The organism is Curtobacterium sp. PhB115, assembly GCF_003752025.1.
Lineage (GTDB): Bacteria > Actinomycetota > Actinomycetes > Actinomycetales > Microbacteriaceae > Curtobacterium.
The window spans coordinates 160705-179123 of record NZ_RJKR01000005.1 but is presented as its reverse complement, the minus strand read 5'-3'; the positions used below and the strand labels follow the sequence as shown (position 1 = coordinate 179123).

At 72.5% G+C, this 18419-nt stretch carries 19 protein-coding genes; 13 read left to right on the top strand and 6 right to left on the bottom strand.

The annotated features are described in order from the left end of the window. The first annotated feature begins 26 nt into the window (after positions 1-26). From EDF19_RS01120 to EDF19_RS01110, 3 genes are all read left to right on the top strand, one after another. Positions 27-1283 carry an inorganic phosphate transporter gene (locus EDF19_RS01120; RefSeq protein WP_123679126.1) on the top strand — a complete coding sequence of 419 codons (1257 nt, stop codon included), beginning with the start codon at positions 27-29 and terminating at the stop codon, positions 1281-1283. Positions 1284-1394: 111 nt separating this feature from the next. Beyond that, positions 1395-1691, top strand: a complete 297-nt coding sequence (locus EDF19_RS01115; protein ID WP_123679125.1) for a hypothetical protein — start codon at positions 1395-1397, stop codon at positions 1689-1691. 286 nt (positions 1692-1977) lie between these two features. Then, a complete protein-coding gene (locus tag EDF19_RS01110) occupies positions 1978-3468 on the top strand; it encodes an aspartate ammonia-lyase (protein WP_123679124.1) in 1491 nt (496 codons plus the stop codon). A 60-nt stretch (positions 3469-3528) separates the two neighbouring features. Here the strand turns inward: EDF19_RS01110 and EDF19_RS01105 are convergent, their stop codons facing one another. After that, positions 3529-4614 carry a YihY/virulence factor BrkB family protein gene (locus tag EDF19_RS01105; RefSeq protein ID WP_123679123.1) on the bottom strand — a complete coding sequence of 362 codons (1086 nt, stop codon included), beginning with the start codon at positions 4612-4614 and terminating at the stop codon, positions 3529-3531. A 274-nt stretch (positions 4615-4888) separates the two neighbouring features. Next, the gene (locus tag EDF19_RS01100) at positions 4889-6208 is read right to left on the bottom strand and encodes an MFS transporter (protein WP_123679122.1); all 1320 of its coding nucleotides are present in this window, start codon (positions 6206-6208) and stop codon (positions 4889-4891) included. A gap of 104 nt (positions 6209-6312) precedes the next feature. Between EDF19_RS01100 and EDF19_RS01095 the strand changes: the two genes are divergently transcribed. From EDF19_RS01095 to EDF19_RS01085, 3 genes are read left to right on the top strand one after another with little or no spacing between them, the layout of a single operon-like run. After that, positions 6313-6684, top strand: a complete 372-nt coding sequence (locus EDF19_RS01095) for an FKBP-type peptidyl-prolyl cis-trans isomerase (RefSeq protein WP_123679121.1) — start codon at positions 6313-6315, stop codon at positions 6682-6684. Beyond that, positions 6684-7520 carry an aldo/keto reductase gene (locus EDF19_RS01090; protein ID WP_123679120.1) on the top strand — a complete coding sequence of 279 codons (837 nt, stop codon included), beginning with the start codon at positions 6684-6686 and terminating at the stop codon, positions 7518-7520. Before EDF19_RS01095 ends, EDF19_RS01090 begins: the two co-directional genes overlap by 1 nt. Before the next feature lie 59 nt (positions 7521-7579). Continuing rightward, positions 7580-9823: an ATP-binding domain-containing protein gene (locus EDF19_RS01085; RefSeq protein ID WP_185022611.1), complete on the top strand. Its 2244-nt coding sequence runs from the start codon at positions 7580-7582 to the stop codon at positions 9821-9823. Between the two features lie 222 nt (positions 9824-10045). On the opposite strand, the gene EDF19_RS01080 is transcribed toward EDF19_RS01085, so the two are convergent. Genes EDF19_RS01080 through EDF19_RS01070 form a run of 3 tightly spaced genes read right to left on the bottom strand, consistent with a single transcriptional unit; the run spans position 10046 to position 12533 of the window. Further along, the gene (locus tag EDF19_RS01080) at positions 10046-10336 is read right to left on the bottom strand and encodes a protealysin inhibitor emfourin (RefSeq protein WP_123679118.1); all 291 of its coding nucleotides are present in this window, start codon (positions 10334-10336) and stop codon (positions 10046-10048) included. Between the two features lie 27 nt (positions 10337-10363). After that, positions 10364-11413: a M4 family metallopeptidase gene (locus EDF19_RS01075; protein WP_123679117.1), complete on the bottom strand. Its 1050-nt coding sequence runs from the start codon at positions 11411-11413 to the stop codon at positions 10364-10366. A 40-nt stretch (positions 11414-11453) separates the two neighbouring features. Then, a complete protein-coding gene (locus EDF19_RS01070; RefSeq protein ID WP_185022610.1) occupies positions 11454-12533 on the bottom strand; it encodes a glycoside hydrolase family 6 protein in 1080 nt (359 codons plus the stop codon). A gap of 185 nt (positions 12534-12718) precedes the next feature. Between EDF19_RS01070 and EDF19_RS01065 the strand changes: the two genes are divergently transcribed. From EDF19_RS01065 to EDF19_RS01050, 3 genes are all read left to right on the top strand, one after another. Then, the gene (locus EDF19_RS01065) at positions 12719-13165 is read left to right on the top strand and encodes a VanZ family protein (protein ID WP_185022609.1); all 447 of its coding nucleotides are present in this window, start codon (positions 12719-12721) and stop codon (positions 13163-13165) included. 102 nt (positions 13166-13267) lie between these two features. Then, complete coding sequence (gene rpsO / locus EDF19_RS01060; protein WP_070416523.1) at positions 13268-13537, top strand: 30S ribosomal protein S15; 270 nt, start codon at positions 13268-13270, stop codon at positions 13535-13537. A 646-nt stretch (positions 13538-14183) separates the two neighbouring features. Beyond that, positions 14184-14819: a CE1759 family FMN reductase gene (locus tag EDF19_RS01050; RefSeq protein WP_123679113.1), complete on the top strand. Its 636-nt coding sequence runs from the start codon at positions 14184-14186 to the stop codon at positions 14817-14819. Here EDF19_RS01050 and EDF19_RS18920 read toward each other — a convergent pair. Continuing rightward, positions 14816-15292, bottom strand: coding sequence for a hypothetical protein (locus tag EDF19_RS18920; protein ID WP_185022608.1), 477 nt, complete (start codon positions 15290-15292; stop codon positions 14816-14818). The two genes, EDF19_RS01050 and EDF19_RS18920, sit on opposite strands and share 4 nt — an antisense overlap. A 15-nt stretch (positions 15293-15307) precedes the next feature. On the opposite strand from EDF19_RS18920, the gene EDF19_RS01045 reads away from it, so the two are divergent. The 4 genes from EDF19_RS01045 to EDF19_RS01030 are packed head-to-tail and all read left to right on the top strand — an operon-like array spanning position 15308 to position 18388. Next, on the top strand, positions 15308-16288 hold the full coding sequence (locus EDF19_RS01045; RefSeq protein ID WP_185022607.1) for an FAD:protein FMN transferase: 981 nt from the start codon (positions 15308-15310) through the stop codon (positions 16286-16288). Continuing rightward, positions 16288-16848, top strand: coding sequence for a ferric reductase-like transmembrane domain-containing protein (locus EDF19_RS01040; RefSeq protein WP_123679111.1), 561 nt, complete (start codon positions 16288-16290; stop codon positions 16846-16848). The genes EDF19_RS01045 and EDF19_RS01040 overlap by 1 nt, the downstream gene beginning before the upstream one ends. Next, on the top strand, positions 16845-18164 hold the full coding sequence (locus EDF19_RS01035; protein ID WP_123679110.1) for an NADH-ubiquinone oxidoreductase-F iron-sulfur binding region domain-containing protein: 1320 nt from the start codon (positions 16845-16847) through the stop codon (positions 18162-18164). The genes EDF19_RS01040 and EDF19_RS01035 overlap by 4 nt, the downstream gene beginning before the upstream one ends. Then, positions 18161-18388 carry a ferredoxin gene (locus EDF19_RS01030; RefSeq protein ID WP_123679109.1) on the top strand — a complete coding sequence of 76 codons (228 nt, stop codon included), beginning with the start codon at positions 18161-18163 and terminating at the stop codon, positions 18386-18388. The genes EDF19_RS01035 and EDF19_RS01030 overlap by 4 nt, the downstream gene beginning before the upstream one ends. The last annotated feature ends 31 nt before the right edge of the window (positions 18389-18419 follow it).

Sequence of the window (18419 nt, the reverse complement as noted above, 5' to 3'; positions counted from 1 at the left end):
CCATCGATGCGGAACACTGGCCCGCGGTGGACATCACACTCATAGTCGTCCTGGTCATCGCGTTGGCCCTCTTCTTCGACTTCACAAACGGTTTTCACGACACCGCCAACGCGATGGCGACCCCGATCGCGACCGGGGCCATGAAGCCCAAGGTCGCGGTCACCGTCGCCGCGGTGCTCAACCTCGTCGGTGCGTTCCTCAGCACCGCGGTGGCGACCTCGATCTCGCACGGCCTCATCAACGAGGGCCCGGGCGGCGTCGCGATCTCACCGGAGATGATCTTCGCGGGGCTCATCGGGGCGGTCGTGTGGAACATGATCACGTGGCTCCGCGGGCTGCCGTCGTCGTCGTCGCACGCGCTGTTCGGCGGGCTCATCGGCGCGGCGATCGTCGGGGCGGGGTTCCAGTCGGTCAACTACCTGGCGCTGCTGACGGTGGTGATCATCCCCGCGTTCCTGTCGCCGGTCATCGCCGCCTTCGTGTCGTTCCTGTCCACGCGCATCGCGTACCGGATCACGAAGCGGCCGGTGTTCCCGAACGAGCGCGGTGGCTTCCGCATCGGGCAGATCTTCACCTCGTCGATGGTGTCGCTCGCGCACGGCACGAACGACGCCCAGAAGACGATGGGTGTCATCACGCTCACCCTGATCGCCTCCGGCGCGCAGCCGTCTAACCAGGGCGTGCAGTTCTGGGTCGTCGTCGCCTGTGCGCTCGCGATCGCCCTCGGCACCTACACCGGCGGCTGGCGCATCATCCGCACGCTCGGCTCGGGCATCACCGAGATCCGCGCGACGCAGGGCTTCGCCGCCGAGGCCTCCACGGCCGCGACGATCCTCGCCTCCAGCCACCTCGGGTTCGCGCTGTCCACCACGCAGGTGTCGTCCGGCTCGATCATCGGTGCCGGCCTCGGTCGCCGTGGCTCGAAGATCCAGTGGTCGACGGCCGGCAAGATCGTCATCGCCTGGTTCATCACCCTGCCGGCATCGGCCGCCGTGGGTGCCGTGGCCTCGGGGATCGCACGCTTCGGCGTCATCGGTCTCGTCATCGACGCCCTGGTCGGCGCCGCGGTCATCCTCGGTCTGTACCTCTGGTCGCTCCGGAAGCCGCACGAGCAGGCCTCGGCGATCGAGGTCGACGTCGCCGCGAACGCCGTCTACACCCGCAAGGAGCTCCGCGACCTGCAGCGCAAGAAGCGTGCAGACGCCGTCGCCGCACGTCGCGCCGAGCTGAGCCGTGAGCGCACCCTGCGCCGCATGGCCGCACGCAAGGGAGGCCGTCGCTGATGGGCATCGCACTTGACGGACGCCGTTTCGCGTTCCTCACGGGGGGAGACCGCTGATGGGCATCGCGCTTGACGGGCGCCGTTTCGCGTTCCTCACGGGGGGAGATCGCTGATGGGTATCGACTGGTTCGCGTTCGTCACCGTGGCGCTCGTCGCCGTGGTCTCCTCGTGCTTCGTCGTCGCCGTGTACTCGGTCGGCCTCCGTCTCTGGAGTGCCGCTGACACCCGCGCCGGCAAGTTCACCGTGAAGGACGACGGGACGATCGGCCCGGCGACCGCCGGCTTCCCGAACCCCGCAGGCGCGTCGGCCGCGGTGCGCGGGTTCCGCGCGCTCGCGATCGCGTGCTTCGTGATCTGCGGCGCCGTGGTCCTGTACGGCATCTACCTCATCGTCCCGCAGTTCCACTGACGCGGGCGCGACGCGCACGCGCGCACCCCCGCGCCCCGCGCCCCCCGAGCGCGTCGCGCCCCCACGCTTCGTGAGCAGAAATGGTCGAGTGCCGACAGGGGACCCGACCATTCCTGCTCACCATGGGCGCGCCCTGGCCGTTCGCGCCCACCGGACGGGAGGCCCGTGGCGGCCTGGCACCGCGCCTCCCGGCCGGTTCTGGGCGTGGGCGGCGCTCGCGCGACGCGCGCCGACGACCCCGCGTCGGCTTCCGGACCGGCCGGACGGACTGGACTAGCCTCGGGGCGTGACCGGCAACGAAGCAGCACAAGCCCCTGAACGCGCAACGACCCGCACCGAGAGCGACTCCCTCGGCTCGCGCGAGGTCCCGACCGAGGCGTACTGGGGCATCAACACCCTGCGCGCGCTCGAGAACTTCCCGATCACGTCGGTGCCGATCGCGGTCTACCCGGACCTCGTCGAGGCGCTCGTCACGGTGAAGCAGGCGGCGGCCCGGGCGAACCGTGCGATCGGGGTGCTCGACGAGGAACGCGCCGACGCCATCGACCGTGCGGCGCAGGAGGTCCGGGACGGCGCCCTCCGCGAGCAGTTCGTCGTCGACGTCGTGCAGGGCGGCGCGGGCACGAGCACGAACATGAACACGAACGAGGTGCTGGCGAACCGGGCCCTCGAACTGCTCGGACGGGAGCGCGGCGACTACGCGTACCTGCACCCGATCGACCACGTGAACCGCAGCCAGTCCACGAACGACACGTACCCGACGAGCATCAAGATCGCGATGATCTTCTCCGCCCGGCGGCTCATCGACCAGCTCGAGCAGCTCTCGGCCGCGTTCGCCGAGCGGGGGACCGCCTTCGCCGACGTGCTGAAGGTCGGGCGGACGCAGCTGCAGGACGCGGTGCCGATGACCCTCGGGCAGGAGTTCACCGGGTTCTCGCACACCATCCAGGAGGACGCCGACCTGCTCCGCAAGGTCCTGCCGCTGCTGGCGGAGATGAACCTCGGCGCCACCGCGATCGGCACCGGCATCACGGCCGACCCGCTCTACCGCGACGAGGTCCGCCGGCAGCTGCAGGAGGCCAGCGGCATCGACGTGGTCACCGCTCCGGACCTGATCGAGGCGACGAGCGACGCCGGGGCGTTCATGACCCTGTCCGGCACGGTGAAGCGCAGCGCCGCGAAGCTCTCGAAGATCTGCAACGACCTGCGGCTCCTGGCATCGGGGCCGCAGGCGGGCCTCGGCGAGATCACCCTGCCGGCACGCCAGGCGGGGTCGTCGATCATGCCGGGCAAGGTCAACCCGGTCATCCCCGAGGTCGTCAACCAGATCGCGTTCGCGGTCGCCGGGGCGGACACCACTGTGACGATGGCGGCAGAGGGCGGGCAGCTCCAGCTCAACGCGTTCGAGCCGATCATCGCCCACTCGATCCTGCAGTCGCTGCAGTGGATGTCCCGCGGCTGCGCGACGCTCCGCGAGCACTGCATCGCGGGCATCGAGGCGAACGAGGCCAAGCTCGCCGCCCAGGTGGACACGAACGTCGGCGTCGTGACGGCCCTGACGCCGTACATCGGGTACGCGGCGGCGGCGTCGATCGCGCACACGGCCCTGACGACGTCGACGCCGATCTCGACGCTCGTGGTCGCGGCGGGGCTGATGGACGAGGACCAGGTGCAGCGCGTGCTGAGCCCGGCACGGCTGTCCGGCATCGAGCTCGCGACCGGTGCGATCCCGGTGGTCACCGAGGAGATGCTCGACGCCGAGGCGCGCAAGCACTGACGCTGGCGGCGCTGGCGGCGCTGGCGGCGCTGGCAGCGCTGGCAGCGCTGGCAGCGCGCGTTAGGGCATCGGCGCTTCGCCGACCCGCACCTGCTTCGCCACGTCGCGGAGGTGCTCCTCGGCGGGGCTCGGCGCAGCGTCCTCTTCCGCGGCCACGCGTGCGGCCACGGTCCGGACGTGGTGCGCCGCCGCGATGTCCGCGTCCCGCCACCGTGCGAGCGTGAAGTTCCTGGTGACGTCACGGAGCGGCAGCCGGATCGACTCGTCGGCCTCGATGCCGGCGAGCAGCTGCCGCATCCGGATCACCTCGGAGTCGAGCTCGCCGCCGACGACGAGCACGAAGTTCGAGATGTACAGGTACACGAGCAGCAGGATCCCGCCGCCGAGCCAGCCGTACGCGCGGTTGGTGCCGCCGAGCGTCTCGACGTAGATCGCGAAGCCGAGCGTCGCCAGCGCCCAGGTCACGATCGCGAACCCGGCGCCGGCGGAGACCCACCGGAGCTGCGGCGTCTTCACGTTCGGGGTGGCGTAGTAGAGCACGGCGACCATCACGACGAGGTCCACCGCCAGGACCGGCCACTTCACGATGTTCCACAGGTCGTCGATCCACGGCGCCCACCCGAACGACCGGATCACGGCCTCGGAGATCGTGGGGGTGCCGAGCAGGATGACGATCGCGATCGCGCCACCGACCATCACGAGCAGCGTGACGAGGAGCATCATGCTGCGGAACTTCCAGATCCGGCGGCCCTCCTCGACCTCGTACGCGGTGTTCATCGCCCGGCCGAACGCCGTCGCGTACCCGGACAGCGACCACAGCGTCAGGACGACGCCGATCGCGAAGCCGAGCCCCGGGTTGTCGAGGGTGAGCAGCTGCCGCAGCGGGGTCTCGAGGTGTTCGGCGGTCTCGGGTCGCAGGATGAACCCGAGGACGCCGATGATGTCCGACAGCCCGTCACCGCGCCGGTCGACGATCGACACCGCGGACACCACGGTGAGCGCCGTGGGGAACACCGTCAGCAGCGCGAAGAACGTCAGGGACGCCGCCGCGTCCACGACGCGGTGCCGGATGACCGAGTGGTAGGTGCGCCGGACGACGGCGCGGACTCCCGTCCGCTGGAGGTCGCGCGATGCGCTGTCCGGCATGGGATGTACGGTACCCGACACGTGACGTCGCGCCGTGCCCTGGACGCGCCGTGATGCGGCCGGGAGGCCCGTGGCGGCCCCGCCCCGCGCCTCCCGTCCGCCTGTTGGTCGCGCGTCGACCCCGTCAGAGCGACACGATGCCGCCGTGGTCCGTGGTCCGCGGTCCGCGGTCCGCGGTCCGCGGTCCGTCTCGCGAAAGCGACAGACGTCCGCGGAAGGTTCGCGCAGATCTGTCGCTTTCGCGGAAGGGGGCGGTGCTGCGACCGCCCGCCGGTCAGTTGGCGTGCGGGTGCAGGGCGTCGTAGCGGCGGAACGACGGGACGAGCCGGAGGAGCAGCGCGACGAGGGCGACGATGAGCACGCCGCCGATGATCGGCGGGTACGCGATGCCGGCCGCGACGACCAGGCCCGCGTACAGGTCACCGAGCCGCGGGCCGCCGGTGACCACGACGATGAAGATGCCCTGCAGCCGTCCGCGCATGCCGTCGGGGGAGGCTGCCTGCAGGATCGTGTTCCGGAACACCGAGCTGACGTTGTCGGCGCCGCCCGCCATCGCCAGGAACAACGCAGCGAGTCCGAGTGCCGGCAGGATCTCGACGCCGAACGCCTCGCCGGGGCGGCCGCCGAGCACGTGCGCGAGTGCGATGACGACGCCGAACGCCGCGATCGCACCGCCGTAGGCCGTGATGGCCCAGCCGACGGCCTCACCCTGCCGTCGGACGTGCCCGAGCGGCCCGGAGAACACGCTCGACAAGAGCGCGCCGATCGCGTACGCCGCCGTCAGCGTGCCGACCGTGATGGACCCGCCACCGATGACGAGCGCCCCGATCGCGGGGAAGAGCACCCGCGGCTGCCCGAAGGTCATGGCGACGATGTCGAGCACGAACGTCATGGTGATGTTCCGCGACCGCCGCAGGAACTTCGCGCCCTCGATCAGGGAGCCGAGGCCGGGACGGAGTGCGCCGTGGTCGGCGGCCATCCGCGGCAGCGTGAACACCCCGAGGAACGCGAAGGTGAACAGGACGACGTCGATCGTGTACGTCGGGGCGAAGCCGACGCTCGCGATCAGGACACCGGCGACGGCCGGACCGACGGTGACCTGGAACCCGGACGCGATGCCGCCCAGGGCGCTCGCCGCGGGGAGCAGGTCGGTGCCGACCAGCCGCGGCACGATCGCCGAGCGTGAGGCGTTGCTGACGGTCGCGGCGACGGCGTTCACGGTCGCGAGCACGTAGAGCAGGACGACGCTGTGCAGCCCGAGCCAGGCGTGCGTGGCGATCAACGCGACGGCGACCCAGGCGATGATCGACGACACCAGGGCGACGAGTCGCCGGTCGAACGCGTCGGCGAGCATCCCGCCGTACAACCCCGCGACGACCATCGGCAGGAGCGCGATCACGCCGACGAGCGCCACCGCGAAGGTGGAGTGCGTGATCTCGTACACCTCGAGGCCGACGGCGACCGTGGTCATCTGGGTGCCGATGCCGGCGATCGCGGTACCGGCCCAGAGGCGTGCGAAGGCGGGGGATCGGCGGAGCGGGGTGAGGTCGGCGAGCAGGCGGCGGCGCGGCGGTGCGGGAGTGGGTCGTGTCACGGTGGAACCATTCTGCGGCCTCGCGGGTCCGTGCGCCTGCCGTGCCGTGCCGTGCTCCGTGCTCCGTGCGCCTGCCGTTGCCGTGCTCTGGTTGACTGGCTCGCATGACTGACCTCAACAGCAAGCCCGAGTTCGACGCACCCGAGGGCCCCGCGCCCACCGAGCTGGTCATCACCGACATCGTCGAAGGCTCCGGCGACGAAGCGTCCGCCGGTTCGACCGTCAAGGTGCACTACGCCGGCGTCGAGTACGACACCGGCGACGAGTTCGACAGCTCGTGGAACCGTGGCGAGCCGATCGACTTCCCGCTCGCGGCGCTCGTGCGCGGCTGGCAGGAGGGCATCCCCGGCATGAAGGTCGGCGGACGCCGCAAGCTCGTCGTCCCGCCGGAGCTCGCCTACGGTCCGGCCGGTGGCGGACACTTCCTGTCCGGCAAGACCCTGATCTTCGTCATCGACCTGCTCGGGGTCCGCTGATGCAGGTCGGCGCCCCGACGATCGAGCTGAACGACGGCCACCGGTTCCCGGAGCTCGGCCTCGGCACCTACGGTCTGAACGGCGACGAGGGTGCGGCAGCGGTCGGCACCGCGATCGCCACCGGGTACCGCCTGCTCGACACGGCGCTGAACTACGGCAACGAGGACGCCGTCGGCAAGGCCGTCCGCGAGTCCGACGTTGCGCGCGAGGACCTCGTCGTCACGTCGAAGCTCCCCGGACGCCACCACGGCTACGACGAGGCGCACCGGTCGATCGACGAGACGCTCGGCAACCTCGGGCTCGACCACGTCGACCTGTACCTGATCCACTGGCCGAACCCGTCGGTGGACAAGTTCGTCGACACCTGGAAGGCGTTCGTCGACCTCCGTGACAGCGGCAAGGTCCGCTCGATCGGCGTCTCGAACTTCACGCCGGAGCACCTGCACCGCATCATCGACGCCACGGGTGTCGCACCGGCGGTCAACCAGGTCGAGCTGCACCCGTACTTCCCGCAGGCAGAACTGCGGAAGGTGCACCAGGAGCTCGGCATCGTGACGGAGAGCTGGAGCCCGCTCGCGGTCCGCTCCGAGCTCCTCACCGAGCAGCCGATCACCGACGCCGCCGCGGCCCACGGGGTGACCCCGGGCCAGGTCGTGCTGCGCTGGCACGTCCAGCTCGGTGCCGTGCCGGTGCCGAAGTCGGCCGACGCCACCCGCCAGAAGGAGAACCTCGACGTCTTCGGCTTCGAGCTGACCGACGACGAGGTCCGGGCGATCTCCGGCCTCGAGCGCGGCCGCCTGTGGGACGCCGACCCGGACACGCACGAAGAGATGTAGGAACGCTCACTTCGGGACAGGGGGACTACACTGAGTTCCCCTGTCCCGAAGGGTTGTGTGTGTCCGAACCGACCGAGATCGACCGCGAGCGCGGCTACGTGGACGGCCTCTTCGGCCGTCTCGACGAGCTGACCACCGAGGCCGAGCAGCGTCTCGCCGAGACCCGTCGTCAGACGGTCGGCGGGAACCACCAGAGCCGCAGCGAGCGCGACGCGTACGCACGGCTCTACGAGGACACCATCGCGACGCTCGACCGCGTCGGGGACCGGCTGGTCTTCGGCCGGCTCGAGGTCTCCGAGCCCGACAGCGACGAGGACTCGTTCCGTTACATCGGCCGCGTCGGGCTGCGTGACGCCGACCACCGACCGCTGCTGCTCGACTGGCGCGTGCCCGGGGCGAGCGCCTTCTACCAGGCCACCGCGGCGCACCCGATGGGCATGCGAGCCCGCCGGCACCTGTCGCTCGAGGGCCGTCGGGTCGTCGGGGTCGAGGACGAGGTCTTCGACGCCACGCTCTACGACGACGAGCGCACCCACCTGCAGGGCGAAGGCGCGCTGCTCGCCGCGGTGACCGCCGAGCGAACCGGCCGGATGACGGACATCGTCGCCACCATCCAGGGTGAGCAGGACCGGATCATCCGCTCCCCGCTCGAGGGCGTGCTCATCGTGCAGGGCGGTCCTGGCACCGGCAAGACCGCCGTCGCACTGCACCGCGCCGCGTACCTGCTGTACTCGTACCGCGAGCGGCTCCGCGGCTCGGGCGTGCTGATGGTCGGCCCGTCGCCCGCGTTCCTGACGTACATCGAGCAGGTCCTCCCGTCGCTCGGCGAGACCGGCGTCGTGATGGCGTCCCTCGGCTCGCTCTACCCCGGCGTGCACGCCACGACGCACGACACCCGTGACGTCGCCGCCGTGAAGGGCGGCGCGCAGATGGCCTCGCTCCTGCGCCGGGCCGTGCGCTCGCGGCAGGTGGTGCCGACGGACTCGGTGACGCTCGACGTCGAGGGCGAACGGCTCGTGGTCCCGCCGCAGCTCGTCGCCGACGCGCTGAAGCGTGCGCAGGACCGCGGCAAGCCGCACAACGCCGCCCGCGTCACGTTCAACAAGATCGCCCTCGACTCGATGACCCGTCTGCTCGCCGAGCAGCTGCGGGAGCGCGGGACGACGGTGGACGAGGCCGACGAGAAGGTCCTGCGCGAGGACATCCGGAGCTCGTACGACGCCCGCGTCCTGCTCAACACCGCGTGGCTGCCGCTCCCGCCCGAGAAGTTCCTCGAAGACCTCTACGCGCGGCCGAACTGGCTCGCCTCGCTCACCCCGGACTGGACCCCGGAGCGCCGCGCCCTGCTGCTGCGTGCCCGTGGGGCTGCCTGGACGGTGGAGGACGTCCCGCTGCTCGACGAGGCCGCCGAACTGCTCGGCCCGTTCGACCCGACCGGCGGTGCGGCCAAGCGTGCGGCCAAGGCCAGCCGGAACCGTGACATCGAGAACGCCCGCCAGGCGATCGAGAACATGGGCGTCGAGGGCATCGTGACCGCCGAGCAGGTGGCCGGCTCCTTCGCCGAGGGCGGCGATCCGCGCTCCACCGCCGAGCGTGCAGCGGAGGACCGCGAGTGGACCTACGGGCACATCGTCGTCGACGAGGCCCAGGAGCTCTCACCGATGCAGTGGCGTGTCCTCGCCCGCCGCAACCCGCTCCGGTCGTTCACGATCGTCGGCGACATGGCGCAGGGCTCTTCGCCCGGTGCCGCGCGCACCTGGGACGACGTCGTCGGCGCACTCGCCCGTCGCCGTCGTGGCCGCGCACCCCTCGTGCCGATCGAGCACCGCATCGAGCAGCTCACCGTGAACTACCGCACCCCGCGCTCCATCGTCGAGGAAGCGGGGGCCTTCGCCGACGCCGCCGGCCTCACCGTCACCCGGAACGAGGCCGTCCGCGACGGTGACCCCGTCGAGCGCGTGCGGGTCGCCCGAGCCGACCTGCTCGACACCGTCGTGCGGGTCGCCGACGCCGAACGCGAGCGGATCGGCAGCGGCACCATCGGCGTCATCGTGCCCGAGTCAGCGGTCGAGACCGTCCGGCAGCGACTGACCCGCACCGAGGCGGACGTCCGTGGGCTCGCGTCCCCGCACGCCGGTTCACTGACGGTGCTGACCGGGGCGGACGCGAAGGGGCTCGAGTTCGACGGCGTGCTGCTCGTCGACCCGGACGGGGTCGGTGCCGACGCTGCACGCCCCGCCGCGGCGGTCTACGTCGCGATGACGCGCCCCACTCGTCGCCTGACGGTCATCGACGTCGTCTGACGCGCGCTCGGGGCGTGACCGTCCCCGCGCGTGCGCCGCGTGCGCCGCGTGCGCCGCGTGCGCCGCGTGCGCCGCGTCGCTCGCGCCCCCGCGCCACTTCGTGAGCAGGAACGGTCGGGTCGCCAGCGTGGTCGCGACCATTCCTGCTCACGATCCGCAGGTGGTGGCGTCGGCGCGGGGCGGACGGGAGGCTCGTGGCGGGCCCGCCACGGGCCTCCCGTCTCAGGACTGGTGGCCCGCGGACCGCACGCGCGCGACCAGGTCGGCCCACGGACCGTCGAGGCGGCTGCCCGGGATCGTCACCGTCGTGCGCGCCACCGTGATGGTCCACGTGAAGTCGTCGGGAACCGGCCGCGCCGGGACGGCCTCGGGCGTCGGGGCACCTGGCTCCTGCTGCGGCAGGGCATCGAGCACCTCGGACCACTCGCCGGGGTCGTCGGACGCATCGGTGTCGACCTCCCAGCGCCGCGTGGTGCCGGCGAAGCCCCCGGAACGGCGGACGTCGATGTGCATGCCCCGACCGTACGCCGGGTCGTGCGCTCAGTCGAGGACACCGACCGTCCGCCAGGCGTCCTGCACGGCGCTCTGCTGCGCCGAACCCGCACCGAAGCGGGACCCGGCGACGTCGACCGTGACGGCGGCGAACCCGGCGAAGTCGATCGAGGCGGTCACCGTGTCCGAGGTGAGTGCGTCCCACCAGACCGCCCCTGCGCCCTGCCACGCGTACCCGCCGATGGCCGTCGCCGCCAGGAAGAAGGCGTGGTTCGGGATGCCGGAGTTCGTGTGCACCCCGCCCTGGTCGTCGGTGGTCTCGAGGTAGTCGGCCATCGTCGCGGGCTGCGGGTCCTTGCCGAGCACCGGGTCGTCGTACGCCGTGCCCGGCGCGCGCATCGACCGCAGTGCTACGCCGTGCACGGCGTCCGTGAAGAGCCCCTCGCCGATGAGCCAGCTCGCCTGCTCGGCCGTCTGGCCGGCGGCGTACTGGGCGACCAGCGAGCCGAAGACGTCGCTGACCGACTCGTTGAGCGCACCGGACTGCCCCTGGTACGTCAGGTCGGCGGTGTACTGCGTCACGCCGTGCGCGAGCTCGTGCCCGATGACGTCGAGCGCGATCGTGAAGCGCCGGAACACCTCGTCGTCACCGTCGCCGAACACCATCCGGCTGCCGTCCCAGTAGGCGTTGTCGTAGTCCTGCCCGTAGTGCACCGTGGCGTCGAGGGGGAGCCCCGCGCCGTCGATCGACACCCGCCCGAACACGTCGAGCCAGAAGGCATGGGTGGCGCCGAGGCCGGCGTACGCCTCGTCCACCGCGACGTCTCCGGTGTCCGCCTCGCCCTCGCGCCGGACGACCGTGCCGGGCAGGGTCGTGGTGCCTCGGGCATCCGAGATCGTGCGCTGCGGTGACCGGTCGACGGTGCCACTGACCCCGCGCGGTGCGACCAGGTGTTCGTGCTTCGGGGTCTGCACGAGCGCGAGGGACGCCAGGGCCGTGCGCGCCGCCTCGGCCGCACGCGGGAACCCGGACGCGGCAGCGACGGCGCGGAGCAGGTACGGCGGGACGACGGAGCGTCGGCTGTCGGTCGGGGTCATGCGCCCATGCTGGCACCGGGCGCCGACATCCCGACCGGGCTCAGTCGCGCTTGCGGTTCTCGACCAGCCCGAGCGCGTAGGACTCCCACCACTGCCCGGCCGCCGGACCGCCGTTGCAGGTGCCGTCGCTCAGTCCGGGGGTCTTCACCCAGAGCAGGGCGTCGAGGCGGGTCGTACCGCCGGTGACGTGCGGTTCCTGGCCGAGGCCGGCTCCGTCGGGGTTGCACCACGTGCCGCGCCACCCCTGCCCGTTCCGGGAGACGTCGATGACGAAGTGGGGGTCCCCGCCGATCCGGTCGGCGAGCTCGTCGGCGTACGCACGCTCCTGGTCGACGCGGTAGAAGTTCGACACGTTCGTGAAGAAGCCCTGCACCTGGTCGACCCCGGCCTGCCGGAGCCAGTCGGCCATCGTCGCCGTCGGCACCCGGTTCTCGTTCCCGCCGTCGAGGTACACCGTCAGCCCGTGCCCTGTCAGCGCGTCGACGGTCTTCCGGATCAGGGGGAGCCGGGAGTCCTCGAGCCGCTTGCACACCTGGATCTGCGCGATGGCATCGGGTTCGACGAGCACGACGGCACCGGATCCCGCCATCGCCCGCACGGCGGAGCGGACCCATGGCAGGTACTCGTCGTCGCTCGTGCCGCCCTTCGAGTAGCTGCCGCAGTCGCGGTCCGGCACGTTGTAGAGGACGAACACCGGGGTGGCACCCTGCTGTTCGGCGTTCCGGACGACGGCTCGGATCGTGGCACGGGTCTCGGAGCGGGACGTGTTCGTCAACCACGTCGCGATCGGCTGGTCGGCGATCCGGCTGATCTGGTCGGCGGTGTCGATGCGCCCCTCGGCGCGGGCCTGGCGTTCGCGGATGCCCGGCTGGTTCTCGTCGGCCGGCTGGTGTGCGAGGCCGCCGGGGAACGCCTCGGCGGCGGATTCCCGATCGGCGACGTCCCGGCCGCCCGGTGTCGCGGTCCCGCTGCCGTCGGGCTTCCCGCTCCGCGGCGCGACGACCACGAGCGTCGTGACCACCGCGGCGACGACGATCGCGGCCGCAGCGATCCAAACCCACTGGCGGCGGCCGCCCGTACCGTTCCGACGTGGCGTGGGGGTTCCCTCGTGTTCCGGCATCCGGCGGTCCTCCCTGGTCTGACCGTGCTGTGTCGGTGGAGCCGGCGCCTGCCACGCCCGCGGGTCCATGCTGACAGGTGTCGGCGGGTCCTGCCCAGGCTCCCGGGGCGTTCGTTCAGGTGCGGTGCCGCCTTCTGCCAGGAGCGCTCCAGCGGGCGCGCAGCCGGATGCCCCAGAATGGACCGATGTTCCGACGACTCCTCCTCCTCGCCCTCACGGCGGCGTACGCCTGGGTGATCTGGCGGATGACGCTGACCCCGCAGGTGTTCACGTCCGCGCAGAACTCCCTCGTGCTGCACGCGATCGCCTGGGTGCAGCAGCTGCCGCACGGCATGTGGTTCACCTACGAGCGCACCGAGTTCCTGGCGAACATCGCGATGTTCGTGCCGGTCGGCGTGCTCGCCGCGCTGTGGCTGCCGCGTCGGTGGTGGATCCTCGGTGCCGTCGTCGCGGTCGTCCTGTCCACCGGCATCGAGTTCGCCCAGGCGACCTACCTGCCGTACCGCGTCGCCGACCCCCGGGACGTGCTCTCGAACGGCCTCGGCGGACTGCTCGGCGCAACGCTCGTCGGGCTCGTGCGCAGCCTGTTGCCGGCGCCTCGTCGTCGCCGTCTGCGCGCCAGGACCGCCTAGAACTCTGGTAGTCTTGCGCGGTTGCCGTCGAACGGCCGCGGACAAAGAGCGCTCGTGCATCAGGTACGGGCACCGCGCAACGGACTGAAAGGGGATCTACGCATGGCACTTGACGCGAAGGTCAAGCAGGAGATCATCGAAGAGTACGCGACCCACCCGGGCGACACCGGTTCCCCCGAGGTCCAGGTCGCCGTTCTGACGCGTCGTATCAACGACCTGAACGAGCACCTCAAGGAGCACAAGCACGACCACCACTCGCGTCGTGGTCTGCTGCTCATGGTCGGTCAGCGTCGCCGTCTCCTCGGTTACCTCTCCGACGTCGACATCGCTCGCTACCGTGCGCTCATCGAGCGCCTCGGCCTGCGCCGATAAGGTACGCGCCGCTCGTCGACGCCTCACGGCTTGACTGAACGCCCCGGTTCTCTCCACGAGGACCGGGGCGTTCTCCGTTCCCCGGGCGTTCTGCCTTCCCGGGGCGGCGTGCGCCTGGGGCTCCGGGGCGCACGGTGCGAGGTGCGCGTGTGGGGGGTGCGGCGCACGGTGCGAGGTTCCTTGCGGTGTGCGGGCGTGCGCGGGTCGCACGGTGCGCGGGACCTCGCACGGTGCGGACCGTGCGGCGCGGGCGGCGTGCGGCGGGCGGCGGGCGACGGGGCTCCGGGTCGCACGGTGCGAGGTGCGCGTGGGGGTGCGGCGCACGGTGCGAGGGTCCTTGCAGTGTGCGAGCCTGCGCGGGTCGCACGGTGCGCGGGACCTCGCACGGCGCGGACCGTGAGGCGCCGGCGGCGTGCGGCGTGCCCCGGGGTCCCCGGGGTCCCCGGGGTCCCCGGGGTCGCACGGTGCGAGGTGCGCGTGTGGCCGCGGCGCACGGTGCGAGGTTCCTTGCAGTGTGCGAGCCTGCGCGGGTCGCACGGTGCGCGGGACCTCGCACCGGGCGGCGTGCCGGACGCTGGGAATGCTTGCGCAGGGTGCCCGGTTGGATGCTATGTTCATGCAAACGCATCGAAAGTCGGGAAGCATCATGACCACCATCGCCGTCGTCTCCGCCGGACTCTCCGAGCCCAGCTCCACCCGCCTGCTCGCCGACCGGCTCGCCGAGGCCGCCGCCGCATCGCTGGCAGCTCCGGACGCCTCGGGCCTGCCTGGAGGCGCGCCCCGCGTCCTGCACGTCGACCTCCGTCCGCTGGCGCACGAGATCACGGACGCCATGCTCACCGGGTTCGCGGCGCCGGCGCTCTCCGCCGCGATGGCCGCGGTGGTGGAGGCCGACGCGCTCGTGTTCGTCACGCCGATCTTCACCGCTGGTGTGAGCGGGCTCGCGAAGTCGTTCCTGGACGTCCTCGACAAGGACTCGATGGCCGACATGCCCGTCCTGCTCGGCGCGACCGGCGGGACCTCGCGGCACTCGCTCGCGATCGACCACGCCCTGCGCCCGGTCTTCGCGTACCTCCGCGCAGCCGTGGTGCCGACCGGCGTCTTCGCCGCGACGGACGACTGGGGGAGCGAGGGCGACTCCGCGGCTCTGGACGGCCGCATCCGCCGGGCCGGAGCCGACCTGGCGTGGGCGATCCGGGCCTCCAGGCGGACCCCGCAGGAAGCCGACGCGCTCCCCGCGACCCCCGATTTCGCGTCCATGCTCGGCGGACTCGGCCACTAGCCCTCAGCCGACGCGTCGCGGCCCTGTCGCCGCCCTGTCGCGGCTCTTAGGAGCAGCACAGGGTTCGTGGGGCTGGAGTGCGGCTGGTCCGCGGCTCGTTCACCGGTCCGCTCGCGAACCTCGTCACGACGACGAGGAGGACCGATGGACACCAGGGGCAACGGCAGACGATCCGCCAGGATCACGAGTGCGCTCGTCAGCGTGGGCGGGCTCGTGGTGGCGATGGTCACGGGCGCGGGGCTGTGGTTCGGGCACGAGCAGTCCAGCAGCTCGACCACGGACACGACCACGGACTCGTCGACGAGCACCTCGACGGACACCGACAGTGGCGGCAGCAGCAGTACCGCGACCGAGAGCGACACGGGCAGCGACAGCAGCAGCTCGACCGAGAGCGACACCGGCAGCGACAGCGGCAGCACCAGCAGCAGCGACACCGGCGTCTCGCAGGGCACCACCGGCGGCTCGTCCGACACCACGACGACGGGATCGTGACCGTGCGTGCCGCCGCCGAGTGGGAGCTCTGGACCACCACCGCCCGCGTCGTCCTCGACCACCGGGACCGCCGCCACCTCGCCGCCGCCGAGTCGTGCGTCCGCGAGGTCACCGCCGCCGTCGACGCAGCGTGCAGCCGGTTCCGCAGCGACTCCGAGCTCACGGTGCTGGCCGACGACCTCGTCCGGGGCACCGAGGTCTCCCCGCTCCTCGCGGCGCTCGTGCACCAGGCGATCGACGCCGCGCGGCTCACCGACGGGGACGTCGACCCGACCCTCGGTCGCCGGATGGTGTCCCTCGGGTACGACGCCGCGTTCGCCGACGCCCCGCCGGTGCCGACCCCGGAGGCCCTCGCCCGGTCGCTCGACGACCGCCCGGCGTGGCAGCGGATCCTGCTCTCCGGCACCTTCCTCCGCGTGCCGGAGGGAGTCGTCCTCGACCTCGGCGCCGTCGCGAAGGCCGCCGCCGCCGACATGGCCGCGACGAGCATCACGGCACGGCTCGGCATCGGCGCGCTCGTCTCGCTCGGTGGTGACGTCGCGACCGCCGGCCCGGATCCGACCGGCGGCTGGCAGGTGCGTGTGCAGGACCTCGACGGCGACCCCGTCGACCACGTGCGGATCGCCTCCGGGTGGTCCGTCGCGACCTCGAGCACGCAGAAGCGCCGCTGGGAGCAGGACGGCACCGCGCGGCACCACATCCTGGACCCGCGCTGGGGGCTGCCGGCCGACCCGGTCTGGCGGTCGGTGACGGTCGTCGCGCCGTCGTGCGTCACCGCGAACACGATGACCACGGCAGCGGTCGTCCGCGGGCACGGCGCCCTCGCGTGGCTCCGCCAGAGCGGACGCGCGGCGCGGCTCGTGGGCGCCGACGGATCGGTGGTCCGGCTCGGCGGGTGGCCGGAACAGCCGGCCGACGAACAGGCGGACGACGCGCAGTCGGCCGACGAACAGACGAACGACGAGCGGGCCGCCTGATGGACACCGCGCTCTGGGTGATCGGCCGCGGCATGGGCGTCGCGGCGGTCCTGCTCCTCACCCTCACGGTCCTGCTCGGCATCGTGACGCGCGGTGCCCGACCGCTCCCGGGCCTGCCGCGGTTCGCCGTGCAACTCGTGCACCGGGACGTGGCCCTGGCCTCGACCGTGCTCGTCGTCGTGCACGTGGTGACGCTGCTGCTCGACACCGAGGCCGAACTCCGGCTCGTCGACACCGTCGTGCCGTTCGTCGGCGCCTACCGGTGGTTCTGGCTCGGCCTCGGGACCCTCGCGGTCGACTTGCTCGTGGTGCTCGTCGTGACCGCACTGCTGCGACGGGTGCTCGGCCCGCGGGTGTTCCGGGCCGTGCACTGGGCGGCCTACGCGATGTGGCCGATCGCGCTCGCGCACGCGATCGGCACCGGGACCGACGGCACGTCCGCGTGGTTCCTCGTCATCGCGGGGGTCTGCACCGCCGCGGTCGTCGGTGCCGTCGTCTGGCGCTGCACCGCCCGCGTCACCGAGTACCGGTCCCTCCGACCGACGGGAGCACTCCGATGACCACGACCCACCCGCTCACCCTCGTCCCGCCCACCGGGACGCAGCGGCTCCTCGCCGCACCCGGGCCCGGGCTCGACGTGCACGAGCGCACCTTCGGCCCCCTGCCGCACGTCGGCGCCGGGATCATCGGCGAGGTCGGCCTGGCCGGCATCGACGGCCGCGGCGGAGCGGGCTTCCCCCTCGCCCGCAAGCTCGAGGCCGTCGCGAACGCGAACGCGAACGCGAGAGCGAAGGGGAACGCGAACGCAAGAGCGAACGCGAACGCGAGATCGATGACGAACAGCCGCGGCGCCCCACTCGTCATCGCGAACGCCGCCGAGGGCGAACCCGCCAGCCACAAGGACGCCGTGCTCCTGGAGCGGGCGCCGCACCTGGTGCTCGACGGCATCGTCGTCGCGGCCACCGCCGTCGGCGCGACCGAGGCCGTCCTGGCGACGAGCGAACGGCTCGCCGAACGGGTCCGACGGGCACTCGACGAACGAGCCGCGCGCACCCGAACCCACCCCGTCGCCATCGAGGTCCGCGCCCTGCCGCACGCCGCGTTCGTCTCCGGTGAGGCAAGCGCCCTCGCCTCCGCCGTCACCGGCGGACGGGGCCTGCCCGAGGACCGCGTCGTCCGGCTGTCCGAGCGGGGCCCGAGCGGCCGACCGACCCTGGTGTCGAACGTGGAGACCCTCGCGCAGGCAGCCCTCGTCGCCCGCTTCGGTGCCGGCTGGGCGCGGAGCGCCGGGACACCGAGCGCTCCCGGCACCCGTCTCGTGACCGTGAGCGACGTGACCGACCCGACCGGGGCCGTGGTGCTGGAGACCGCCGGAGGTGCGCCGCTCGGCGGACTGCTGGTGGCCTCCCGGCTGCCCTCGGCACACCCGGCGCGGACGCGAGCCGTCCTGGTCGGCGGGTGGGGCGGCACCTGGGTGCGGGCTGCAGCGCTCGACGCGACGTTCGACGTCGACGGACTCGCGCCGTGGGGCGCTGCTCCCGGCGCCGGCGTGCTGGCCGTGCTCGACGACCGGACCTGCCCGATCGGGGTGACCGCACGGATCGCCGCGGCGCTCGCCGGGGCATCGGCCGGTCGCTGCGGACCCTGCGTGAACGGCCTGCCGCGCATCGCCGACGTGGTCGCTGACCTGGCGTCCGGGCGTCGGGCGGGGGACCTCGCGGGCGAGGTCCGCCGGGTCGCCGCGCTCGTCGACGGACGCGGGGCGTGCCACCACCCGGACGGCGTCGCACGCATGGTGCGGAGCGCGCTCGACGTGTTCCGCGACGACGTGCAGGCGCACCTCGGTGGCGGCTGCCTGCTCGGAGGTCGGCGATGAGCGCCGGCGGCACCGCGCTGCACGTCGACTGGACGCGCTGCCGTGGCCGAGGGCTCTGCACCGAGCTGTTCGCCGAGCGGTTGGCGCGGGACGAGTGGGGCTACCCGATCGCGCGTGACGGCTCCGGGACGCGGGACGTGCCGGTGCTGCCGGGCGAGCGGGACGCTGCGGCGGACGCGGTGGCGATGTGCCCGCTGCAGGCGTTGCGGCTGGTGGAGCGGTAGCGAGCGGCGCGGGTGCGCGGGTGCGCGGGTG

Excerpts from the sequence above, each read along its gene's own strand:
- EDF19_RS01115 (WP_123679125.1), top strand. The coding sequence starts at position 1,395 with ATGGGTATCGACTGGTTCGCGTTCGTCACCGTGGCGCTCGTCGCCGTG.
- EDF19_RS01105 (WP_123679123.1), bottom strand. The coding sequence starts at position 4,614 with ATGCCGGACAGCGCATCGCGCGACCTCCAGCGGACGGGAGTCCGCGCC.
- EDF19_RS01095 (WP_123679121.1), top strand. The coding sequence starts at position 6,313 with ATGACTGACCTCAACAGCAAGCCCGAGTTCGACGCACCCGAGGGCCCC.
- EDF19_RS01090 (WP_123679120.1), top strand. The coding sequence starts at position 6,684 with ATGCAGGTCGGCGCCCCGACGATCGAGCTGAACGACGGCCACCGGTTC.
- EDF19_RS01080 (WP_123679118.1), bottom strand. The coding sequence starts at position 10,336 with ATGCACATCGACGTCCGCCGTTCCGGGGGCTTCGCCGGCACCACGCGG.
- EDF19_RS01075 (WP_123679117.1), bottom strand. The coding sequence starts at position 11,413 with ATGACCCCGACCGACAGCCGACGCTCCGTCGTCCCGCCGTACCTGCTC.
- EDF19_RS01070 (WP_185022610.1), bottom strand. The coding sequence starts at position 12,533 with ATGCCGGAACACGAGGGAACCCCCACGCCACGTCGGAACGGTACGGGC.
- EDF19_RS01065 (WP_185022609.1), top strand. The coding sequence starts at position 12,719 with ATGTTCCGACGACTCCTCCTCCTCGCCCTCACGGCGGCGTACGCCTGG.
- rpsO (WP_070416523.1), top strand. The coding sequence starts at position 13,268 with ATGGCACTTGACGCGAAGGTCAAGCAGGAGATCATCGAAGAGTACGCG.
- EDF19_RS01050 (WP_123679113.1), top strand. The coding sequence starts at position 14,184 with ATGACCACCATCGCCGTCGTCTCCGCCGGACTCTCCGAGCCCAGCTCC.
- EDF19_RS01040 (WP_123679111.1), top strand. The coding sequence starts at position 16,288 with ATGGACACCGCGCTCTGGGTGATCGGCCGCGGCATGGGCGTCGCGGCG.
- EDF19_RS01035 (WP_123679110.1), top strand. The coding sequence starts at position 16,845 with ATGACCACGACCCACCCGCTCACCCTCGTCCCGCCCACCGGGACGCAG.
- EDF19_RS01030 (WP_123679109.1), top strand. The coding sequence starts at position 18,161 with ATGAGCGCCGGCGGCACCGCGCTGCACGTCGACTGGACGCGCTGCCGT.